Genomic DNA, 10142 nt, shown 5'->3' on the forward strand with positions numbered 1-10142 from the left:
CGGGTCCCGGGCGGCCCGCCGGGAACCGGGTCTCCGGCCGCGCCCACGGCTCCTCCGAAGGCCCGGCCAGGGCACCGACGCGTCGGTCGCGGCGTACGCCGCGACCACCGGAGCCACCCGATCCGCCGTCGCAGCGGTCCGGGAACCCGCGACGGCGGCCGGAGGAGCAGCCGTCAGGACCCGTCGCCGTCGGCGGGCTTCCGGGCGTCCGCGCCCTTCCCGGTGCTTTCGGCGTCCTCGGACTTCGTGTCGTCCTCGGGCTTCGTGCCGTCCTCGGGCTTCGTGCCGTCCTCGGGCTTCGTGTCGTCCTCGGACTTCGTGTCGTCCTTGGCATCCGCTGCCGGCTTCGCCTCGCCGTCCTCGAAGTACGCGTCCAGGACCTCGTCCAGGCGCGTCTCCCACTCCTGGAAGCGGCTCCGGGCCGGGGCCTCGATCTCGATCGGGTACCAGCGGCGGTCCGGGGTGTGCACCGTGACGGTGAACCGCTTGCCGAAGCGCGGGACTTCGGTCTCCACCGCGCCGATCTCCTCCCAGCGGAACTCGCACTCCTGGTCGTCCAGGCTCAGCCGTACGCCCTTGCGGTCGGCGACGATCCGCGCCCGGCGGTCGGAGGCCTCGAAGACGGGGCCCTCGGCGGTCCCGTCCTCCGGGAGGGAGTCGTGAGCCGGGGCGCCGCCGGCGGGGGCGGCGTCCACCGGCCCGCCGGCCTGCGGGGAGTCGCTCCCGTCGAGGGACGCCTCCTCGGCGGCGGAGGCGTCCTCGGCAGAGGACGGCTTCTCCGGCTCGGCGTCCTCGGGACCGGCGTCCTTCGGACCGGCGGCCGCAGCCGCGACGGCGGGGACGGTGAGCCCCGGGATGAAGGCCGGGTCGAAGCCGGCGCCCTTCACGGGCTCGGCCTTCAGGGGCTGGCTGCTCGAACCTATGCGCTGCTCCACAGCGGGCAGTATGGTCGACGATCCTGTGTCCGGAACAGCCAGCCCCTACTTCGTTATCGGACGCCTACAACCCCTCGACACCCCTTCTCTGGTGCCGCGGCAGGCAACGTTCACCCGTCGAGGAGCGGCGTCCGGTGGGTGCTCCCGGCGTGCCGGGCGTCGCGACGGGGCGAACGTCGCCTGCCCCGGCACTGGTTCCCTAGACGAACACGCTCAGCACCGCCGCCACCGCGAACCCGGCCAGCGACAGCACGCTCTCCAGGACCGTCCACGTCCGCAGCGTGTCCCGCTCGCTGATGCCGAAGTACTTCGCCACCATCCAGAAACCGCCGTCGTTGACGTGCGAGGCGAAGATGGAGCCCGCCGAGATCGCCATGATGACGAGGGCGAGGAACGCCTGGGAGTGGTGTCCCTCGGCCAGCAGGGGGGCGACGATGCCCGCCGTGGTGACGATGGCGACCGTCGCGGAGCCCTGCGCCACCCGCAGCACCAGCGAGATCAGGTAGGACAGCGCGATCACCGGCAGACCGACCCCGTTGAAGGTGTCCGAGAGGGCCTGCGCGACCCCGCTGGCCTTGAGCACCGCGCCGAAGACCCCACCCGCGCCGACCACCAGCAGGATGTTGCCGACCGGCTTCAGTGACGACGTCGACACCGCCTCCAGGGACTTGCGGGACCAGCCGCGTCGGATGCCGAGCAGCCAGTAGGCGAGGAGCAGGGCGAGGGTGAGCGCCACGAACGGGTGACCGAAGAACTCGATCACCGAGCGGCCCGTGGACGGGTCGAGGGCGATCGACGAGAAGGTCGCGGCGAGGATCAGCACCAGGGGGGTGCCGATGATGCCGAGCACCGTGCCCAGCGGCACCGGCCTCTCCCGCGGCGCGGTGCCGCCGGCTTCCGCGACGGTGCCGGCGTCCGGGCCGGCACCGTCACTCGCGACCGCCAACCGGGCGGCGCCGGTAGCGCCGGTCGCGCCGGTCATGTCGGTAGCGCCGGGCGCGGTCGCTTCGAGGCCCTGGGCACCCCCGGAGTGCTGGGCGGTCGCCCGTCGCCGCTCCTCGCGCACGGCCAGCCGGGCGTCCTCCGCCGCCTCGACCATGTCCTGCGGCACCGGGACGAAGACGCGCCGGCCGATCCACGCCGAGAACGCCCACGCGGCGAGCACCGCCGGGATGCCGCAGACGATGCCCATCAGGACCACCCAGCCGAGCGGTACGTGCAGCAGACCGGCGGCGGCGACCGGGCCCGGGTGCGGCGGCAGGAAGGCGTGGGTCATGGACAGGCCGGCGAGCAGCGGCAGGCAGTACAGGAGGATCGACCTGCCGGACCGCTTGGCCGCCGCGTACACGATCGGCGCCAGGACGAAGATGCCGACGTCGAAGAAGACGGGGATGCCGAAGATCAGGCCGGTCAGTCCCATGGCGAGGGGCGCCCGCCGCTCGCCGAACAGGCCGAGCAGCCGGGATGCCAGCACCTCGGCGCCGCCGCTGACTTCGAGGATCGCGCCGAGCATCGTGCCCAGGCCGATGATGATGGCGACATGGCCGAGGATGCCGCCCATGCCGGACTCGATGGTGGAGACGGCGTCCGAGCGCTGGACGGTGCCGAACAGTTCGGTGACCGACAGGCCGGCGAGCAGGCCGACGGCCATGGAGACGGCGAGCAGCGCCACGAAGGGCTGGAGCCGCGCCTTGATGATGAGGAAGAGCAGCAGGGCGATGCCGAGGGCGGCGACCAGGAGCAGTCCGGGGGTGCCGTCGACGAGGAGGAGCAGGCCTCCGGTGTGCGGTGGCGCGTCCGTGACTGCGGCGAGCGAAGGGGACATGCGGGGGTCCTCTGCGTGAGTGCATACGGCTTTCGGGCAGGGCGGATCGCGGCACGGCGCACCAGGGTGGCGTGGAGGGCCGCCCCCTGTCCGGGCGGGAACCGGGAACGTGCGGGAAGGGCGCCGTGCCGTGAGGACGTGCGGGAGTGCGGGACTGCGGAACGGCGGCCTCAGCCGAGTACGGCGAGGGCGTCGATCTCGATGAGGAGGCCCGCGGGCAGGCCGACGTAGACGGTCGTGCGCGCGGCGGGCGGCTGGGTGAGGCCCTGCTCGTCGAAGTACGCGTTGTAGATGTCGTTCATCTCCGCGAAGTGATCCACGTCGGTGAGGTAGACGCGGATCATCATCACGTCGTCCCAGCTCGCGCCGCCCTCTTCGAGGATCGCCTTGACGTTGGCGAGGGTCTGGAGGGTCTGCTCGCGCAGGGTGGGGCCGGCGGGCGTGGGCGGCCGGCCCTCCTGGGCGGGCAGAAAGCCGACCTGGCCGGCGACCTGGAGGATGTAGCCCTTGCGCACCCCGTGGGAGAACCTCGCGGGCGGGGTGGTGTGGGTGCCGGGAGTGAGCGCGGTCTTGTCGGTCATGCGGTGTCCTTGTCGGTCGGGCCGGTCAGGGGAGTTCCGTGCCGTTCACACGGGGTTCCGGCCGGGATCGGTCACCGGCGTCCTGCCGGAGTACTCGCCGCTGATGGTGTCCGCGGTGGCGCGCACCAGCGGGAGGAGGGTGAGGAGTTCGCCGGCGGTGACGACGACGTTCGGCGCGGAGACCGACATCGCGGCCACCACGCGGCCGTCGGCGCCGCGGATCGGGGCGCCGACACAGTTGATGGACTCCTCGTGGCCGCCGAGGTCGGTGGCCCAGCCCTGTTCCCGCACGGTCGCCAGTTCCTTGAGGAAGGCGGCGGCGTCCGGCGTGGAACGGGCTGTGTAGAGGGGGTAGTCGAGCCGCTCGGCGACCGCGCGGCGCTCGGCCTCGGGCAGGTCGGCGAGCAGCAGCTTCGCGACGGCCGCGACCGTGATGGCCACCGGTTTGCCGATGCGGGAGTACATGCGCACCGGGTAGCGGCTGTCCACCTTGTCGATGTAGAGCACCTCGTTCTCCTCGTACACGGCGAGGTGGACGGTGTGGCCGCACGTCTCGTTGAGGCGGACGAGGTGGGGATGGGCGATCTCACGGACGTCGAGGTTCTCCATCGCCTCCTGCGCGAGGGCGAAGAGACGGGCGCCGAGGCGGTAGCGCTGGTCGGACTGCCGGTAGACGAGGCCGTGCTCGTGCAGGGTGCGCAGCAGGCGCAGGGCCGTGGACTTGTGGACGCCGAGGCGGCCGGCGACCTGTCCGAGGTCGGCGGGACCCTCGGCGAGCAGGGGCAGGATGCTCAGCGCGCGGTCGACGGTCTGGCTCATGGCGTGCGTACCTCCTCGTCGGCGTCTTCGCCGGTCCGTGTCCAGCCCGGGCCGAGCCGCAGTCTCCCCCACGCCTCGTCGTCGAGGGCGGCGAGCCGGTCGGCGTGGTGGCGGGCGGGGGGCGCGGCGAGGTCGCCGGGGACGGTGAGCGCGGCGGCCGCCATGAGGTGGCCGTGCCGGAGGCGGTCGCGCAGGGGCAGTCCGCGCAGGGTGGCGGAGAGGAAACCGGCGGCGAAGGCGTCCCCGGCTCCGACGGCGGCGACGACGTCGACGTGCGGGGCGCGGACGAAGGCCTCGGAGCTCTCGGCTCCGCCGGTGTCCCGGTGCGACACGGCGGCGCCGGCGCCGCCCTGCTTGACGACCACGGTCTCCGGCTCGGGCAACGCCTCCCGGACGGCACGGACGCCGTCCAGGCCCCAGACCTGACGGGCCTCGTCCGCGCCGACGAACACGATGTCCGCCCCCCGGGCCAGTTCCAGCAGCACTCGGGGGCCGTCCGCGTCGCGCCACAGTCCGGGCCGGTGGTTGACGTCGAAGGAGACCAGGGGGCGGCCGGGCCGCCGCGCGGTCAGCTCGTGCATCAGGCGCAGGCACGGCGCGGACAGCGCGGCCGTGATCCCGGACAGGTGCAGGACGCGTGCGGCGCGCACGGCGCCCAGGTCGACGGTGTCCGCCGCCATCGCGGAGGCCGCCGACCCGGCCCGGTAGTACGCCACCTCGTGCGCGTCGGTGGCGCGGTCCCCGGCGGTGCGGAAGTAGACGCCGGTCGGGCGGGCCGGGTCGCGTGGCACGTACGTCACGTCGACGCCCCAGGCGCCGATCGCCCGGACCAGGTGGTCGCCGAAGCCGTCCGCGCCGGCCCGGCTCACCCACCGCGTCGAGTGCCCGGCGGCCGCCAGCACGCAGACCACGTTGGACTCCGCGCCGCCGACGGCGCGGTCGAAGGCGGGCACGTCGGCGAGGCGGCCCGGGCGGGAGGGCAGGAAGGTGACCATGGACTCGCCGAGCGCGGCGACGTCCACCACGTCGGGGGCGCCTGTGGCGCCGGGGCGGCCGTCGGGGGTCACGGTGGGCGAACTCCTGGTGGGATCGGGGGAGATCGGGTGGGACTGGATGAGGTCGGAAGAGGCCGGACGAGATCGGATGGGGTCGAGGCCGTCTCCGCACGAGCGGGGGCGGCGGCGTGGGGAGGGGTCCGGGCGGATCCGTTGACCCCGTGTCCGCCGAGATGTTAGACAGCCGTAAGCGTGCTACGCAATGAGCGTTGCATGTCACGCAACGCACCTGATCAGGGAGGTTTCATGGCCGACGCCACGCCCGTCGATCCCTGCGCCCCGCAGGTCCTCCCCCCGGCCGCCGGGTCCGCGCGAGCAGGGGGGACACCCGTCGCCGGGGAACGCGTCGACCACCGCTTCAAGGGGCTGCCGCCGGACGCCCACGGTCTGACCGTAGGGGAGCTGGCCGCCCAGCGCCGCAACCTGTTCACCGGCGGATTCACCACGCCGGTCCTCGCCCTGTCCGCCGAGCGTCTGGAACACAACCTGCGGCTCATGGAGACCTACGCCGCCCGGCACGGCCTGGCGTTCGCCCCGCACGGCAAGACCTCCATGGCACCGCAGCTCTTCCGGCGCCAGCTCGACCACGGAGCCTGGGGCATCACCCTCGCGGTCCCCCACCAGGTGTGGGTGGCACGGGAGTTCGGCATCCGGCGGATCTTCCTCGCGAACGAGCTCGTGGACCCCGCGGCGCTGCGCCGGATCGCCGCCGAGCTCGACGCCGACGCCGGCTTCCGCTTCGTCTGCTACGTCGACTCCGTACGCGGGGTGCGGCTGATGGACGCGGCGCTGGCGGAGGCCGGGGCGGCCCGCCCGGTCGACGTCGTCGTCGAGCTCGGCGCGGGCGAGGGCGCGCGGACGGGTGCGCGGACGGAGGCCGACTGCGTCGCGGTCGCCGACGCGGTGGCGGCCGCCGGCACGCTGCGCCTGGTGGGCGTGGCCGGGTACGAGGGCGAGGTCCCGCAGGCGGACCCGGAGCGGGTGCGGGCCTGGCTGGGCCGGCTGGTGAACCTCGCCGCGGACTTCGACGCGGCCGGGCGTTTCACGGGGACGGGCCTCGCCGAGATCGTGCTGAGCGCGGGCGGCAGCGCCTGGTTCGACGCGGTCGCCGACGTCTTCGCGCGGATCCCCGAGCTGTCCCTGCCGGTGCTGAAGCTGCTGCGCTCGGGTGCCTACGTCTCGCACGACGACGGCCACTACCGCGAGGTCACACCGTTCACCCGCGTCCCCGAGGAGGGCGCCCTGCACCCCGCCTTCCGGCTGTGGGCGCAGATCGTCTCCCGGCCCTCGGCCGAGCAGGCCTTCGCCAACGCCGGGAAGCGGGACGCGGCCTACGACCTCGGCCTGCCCCTCGCCCAGGTCGTGCGCCGGGACGGCACCGAACGCCCCGCCGACGGCATCACCGTGACCGGCCTGTCCGACCAGCACGCCTGGCTGAGCACGACGCCCGAGGCGGACCTGGAGGTCGGCGACTGGATCGGCCTCGGGCTGTCCCACCCGTGCACGTCCTTCGACAAGTGGCCGCTGATCCCGGTCGCGGAGGCGGACGGCACGGTGGTCGACTACGTCCGCACGTACTTCTAGGGGGGCGCTGCCATGGACCCCGTCGAGCTCGCCGATACGGCCGACCTGGTCATCCGGGACGCGGACGTCGTCGACGGCACCGGCGCGCCCTCCTACCGCGCGGACGTGGCGGTCCGGGACGGCAGGATCGTCTCCATCGTCAAGGAGGCCGCGGCGGCGGGCTGCCGGCGGCCGCACGCGCGCCGGGAACTGGACGCGGAGGGCCTGGCGCTGTCGCCCGGCTTCATCGACATGCACGCCCACAGCGACCTCGCCCTGCTGCGCGACCCCGACCACAGCGCGAAGGCCGCGCAGGGAGTGACCCTGGAGGTCGTCGGGCAGGACGGGCTGTCGTACGCGCCGGTCGACGACCGCACCCTGGAGGAGGTGCGCCGTGCGATCAGCGGCTGGAACGGGTACGGCGACGACGCCGACTTCACCTGGCGGTCCGTCGGCGAGTACCTGGACCGGCTGGACCACGGCTTCGGCGGCGAGGGCATCGCGGTCAACGCCGCCTTCCTCGTCCCGCAGGGGACCGTCCGCGCGCTCGCCGTCGGCTGGGAGGCCCGGGCGGCCACGCCCGCGGAACTGGAGCGGATGCGCCGGCTGGTCGCGGAGGGCATGGAGCAGGGCGCCGTCGGCATGTCGTCCGGGCTGACCTACACGCCGGGCATGTACGCCGCCGACGCCGAACTGACCGAGCTGTGCCGGGTGGTGGCCTCCTACGGCGGCTACTACTGCCCGCACCACCGCTCCTACGGGGCGGGAGCGCTGGCGGCCTACGCGGAGATGGTGGACCTGACCCGGCAGGCGGGCTGCCCGCTGCACCTCGCGCACGCGACGATGAACTTCGGCCCGAACCGCGGCCGGGCGCCCGAACTGCTCGCACTGCTGGACGAGGCACTCGACGCCGGCGCCGACATCACCCTCGACACCTATCCCTACACACCGGGCTGCACCACGCTCGTCGCCCTGCTGCCGAGCTGGGCGAGCGAGGGCGGTCCGGAGGAGACCCTCCGGCGGCTCGGGGACGAGGAGACCGCCGAGCGGATCCGCCGGGACCTGGAGGTCACCGGCTGCGACGGCTGCCACGGCGTGCCGGTGGAGTGGGAGACCGTCGAGATCTCCGGCGTCACCGCCGCGGGGCTCGCCGGGTACGTCGGCCGGACGGTCCGCGAGGCCGCGGACCTGCGCGGTGAGACACCCTGGACGACGGCCCGCCGGCTGCTGACCGAGGACCGCCTCGGCACGACGGTCCTCCAGCACGTGGGCCACGAGGAGAACGTACGGGCGATCATGCGCCACCGCGTCCACACCGGCGGCTCGGACGGCATCCTCCAGGGCGGCAAGCCCCACCCGCGCGCCTACGGCACCTTCCCGGAGTACCTCGGCCGGTACGTGCGGGAGCTGGGCGTGCTGTCGCTGGAGAGCTGCGTCGCGCATCTGACCGGACGGCCCGCGGCCCGGCTGCGCCTGCCGGACCGGGGCCTGGTGCGCGAGGGGTACCGGGCCGACCTGGTCCTCTTCGATCCGGCCACCGTCGCGGCGGGCGCCACGTTCGACGCGCCGCGCGTCCTGCCGACAGGCATCCCGTACGTGTTGATCGACGGCCGGTTCGTGATCGAGGACGGGCGGCGGACGGACGTGCTGGCGGGGCGGGCGGTCCGCCGCACCCCGGTGTGACCGACCGCCCCTCCCGGCAGCGGTCCGCCGCTCGCCCCTTCGTCAGTCGTCAGTCGTCCGCCCGTTCGTCAGCCGGCGGACGGCGGACTGGGGACGGCGTGCGGGCTCACGGCCTGGGCAGCGTGCAGCCGCTCGCGCTCAGGTTGAGCCGGTTGCCGGCGCCGAAGCAGGCCGGTATCTGGTAGGTCTCCTGGGCGTAGTTGATGCCCTGGCGGACGGTGACGGTGCCGTTCGCGTCGACCTCGCACGGGTTGTTGTCCGTGCAACGCTGGCCGTCCTCGTTGCCGGTGTTGTTGACGGCGACGACCTTGCCGGTGGCAGTGTCGATGACGGGCGAGCCGGACGTGCCGCCGATCGTGTCGCAGGCGGAGGTGTAGCGGACCGAGTCCTTCCAGGTCCAGCCGCCCTCCTTCAGGCGGTACACGAAGCCGTCAACGGCGCAGCTGTAGGTCCGCTTCCAGTAGCCCGAGACGACCTTGATGCTCGTGCCGGCGACGGGGTGGGTGTCGTTCACCGTCAGCGCGTTGATGCCGTAGCTGCTTCTGATCTGCGCGTAGGTGCGGGTGAGCTGGTAGATCGTGACGTCGGTGTCCGTCATCGTCGAGTAGGCGACCTTCGACGCGCGCAGGGTCCCGACCTGGGAGCCGGAGGAGTTGAGCAGGCCGAAGGAGCGGCTGGACGCCTGGTCCACGATGACCTCGCCGGGGGCGGGGAAGCCGGTCTCGAGGCAGTGGCCGTTGGTGAGGACGAGCGCCGGGTCGCTGTCCACCGAGCCGGGGAAGCGGACGACGGAGCCGGAGCAGTTGCTCAGCGCCACGGTGCCGGCGAAGTCGACCGCCTGGACCGCGGGCGCGGCGGCCTTCGCCCGGGCCGCGGGAGCCGTGTGCGGGGTCTGCGCGGCGGCGGCCGCGGGTGCCGTGGCCGCCCCGGTCATGACCAGGGTGGCGAGCGCGGCAAGGAGAGGCTTCTTCATGGGGGGTCCCCTCTTCGGACATGAGCGACCGGAGATCTTCCGGTCGCCTGTCTTGTCATGCGCATTGTGATGGCGCGTGGGGGTCGCCACAAGAAGCCGTGCCCGGTGCACGGTGGGCGGACGGCGTGTCAGGCAGGGGGCGCACGGCGCTACTTGGGGCGCCTGGGGCCGCCCCTGCCCTGCCCCCGGCCGGTGAGGGTGCTGGTGGGGGACGGCTCGGCGGTGGCGGCCGGCCCGGAGGCTGTGGCGGTGGGGGCGGTGGCCGCCGGGGCGGAGGACGCCGGCGCGGACGCCTGGCTCCTCCCCTCGGGCTGCGGGGCAGTCCGCGGGGCGCCGGTGTTCCCGCCCGGGGAGCCGTCGGACGGCTCCGAACCGCCGGACGGGCCGCCGCCGGCGGCAACCGGAGCGGCGGACGACGCCGGGACGCCGGTCACCTCGGGCACGGACGCCGACTCCCCGGCCGCCGGGGCGGAGCGGTCCGGCGTGCTCCTCGGCGTGCCGGACGAGGAGTCCAGCGCGGAGAGGCCGGCGATCACGGCGAGGGACACGGCCCCCACCGCACCGGCGGCGAGGGCCGCGCCCCGCAGCCGCCGGTCACCGCCGCGCCCCGGGGCTGAACGCTATGACAGCGGACGCTCTGACGGACGTCCCCGGCCTGCGGGTGGGGCACGCGACACGCACCGGCCACGGCCGGCTGACCGGCACGAC

At 74.0% G+C, this 10142-nt stretch carries 9 protein-coding genes; 2 read left to right on the forward strand and 7 right to left on the reverse strand.

Annotated elements, in window-relative coordinates; genetic code table 11:
• Positions 1 to 173 precede the first annotated feature (173 nt).
• From ACWDNY_RS30395 to ACWDNY_RS30415, 5 genes are all read right to left on the reverse strand, one after another.
• Positions 174 to 935, reverse strand: coding sequence for a hypothetical protein (locus tag ACWDNY_RS30395; RefSeq protein ID WP_451649032.1), 762 nt, complete (start codon positions 933 to 935; stop codon positions 174 to 176).
• Positions 936 to 1134: 199 nt separating this feature from the next.
• A complete protein-coding gene (locus ACWDNY_RS30400) occupies positions 1135 to 2760 on the reverse strand; it encodes a GntP family permease (protein ID WP_451649033.1) in 1626 nt (541 codons plus the stop codon).
• A gap of 170 nt (positions 2761 to 2930) precedes the next feature.
• Positions 2931 to 3341 (reverse strand): RidA family protein, encoded by a 411-nt coding sequence (locus ACWDNY_RS30405; protein WP_451649034.1) that lies wholly within the window; start codon positions 3339 to 3341, stop codon positions 2931 to 2933.
• Positions 3342 to 3386: 45 nt separating this feature from the next.
• The gene (locus ACWDNY_RS30410) at positions 3387 to 4160 is read right to left on the reverse strand and encodes an IclR family transcriptional regulator (protein WP_451649035.1); all 774 of its coding nucleotides are present in this window, start codon (positions 4158 to 4160) and stop codon (positions 3387 to 3389) included.
• Complete coding sequence (locus ACWDNY_RS30415) at positions 4157 to 5227, reverse strand: sugar kinase (protein WP_451649036.1); 1071 nt, start codon at positions 5225 to 5227, stop codon at positions 4157 to 4159. Before ACWDNY_RS30415 ends, ACWDNY_RS30410 begins: the two co-directional genes overlap by 4 nt.
• Positions 5228 to 5461: 234 nt before the next feature.
• Between ACWDNY_RS30415 and ACWDNY_RS30420 the strand changes: the two genes are divergently transcribed.
• Both ACWDNY_RS30420 and ACWDNY_RS30425 read left to right on the forward strand, forming a co-directional pair.
• Positions 5462 to 6799, forward strand: a complete 1338-nt coding sequence (locus ACWDNY_RS30420; protein WP_451649037.1) for an alanine racemase — start codon at positions 5462 to 5464, stop codon at positions 6797 to 6799.
• Between the two features lie 12 nt (positions 6800 to 6811).
• On the forward strand, positions 6812 to 8461 hold the full coding sequence (locus tag ACWDNY_RS30425; RefSeq protein WP_451649038.1) for an N-acyl-D-amino-acid deacylase family protein: 1650 nt from the start codon (positions 6812 to 6814) through the stop codon (positions 8459 to 8461).
• A gap of 106 nt (positions 8462 to 8567) precedes the next feature.
• Here the strand turns inward: ACWDNY_RS30425 and ACWDNY_RS30430 are convergent, their stop codons facing one another.
• A complete protein-coding gene (locus ACWDNY_RS30430) occupies positions 8568 to 9434 on the reverse strand; it encodes a S1 family peptidase (protein WP_451649039.1) in 867 nt (288 codons plus the stop codon).
• Between the two features lie 149 nt (positions 9435 to 9583).
• The gene (locus ACWDNY_RS30435) at positions 9584 to 9982 is read right to left on the reverse strand and encodes a hypothetical protein (protein ID WP_451649040.1); all 399 of its coding nucleotides are present in this window, start codon (positions 9980 to 9982) and stop codon (positions 9584 to 9586) included.
• Positions 9983 to 10142: the final 160 nt, after the last annotated feature.

The sequence above is a fragment of the Streptomyces sp. NPDC003697 genome, from assembly GCF_053587115.1.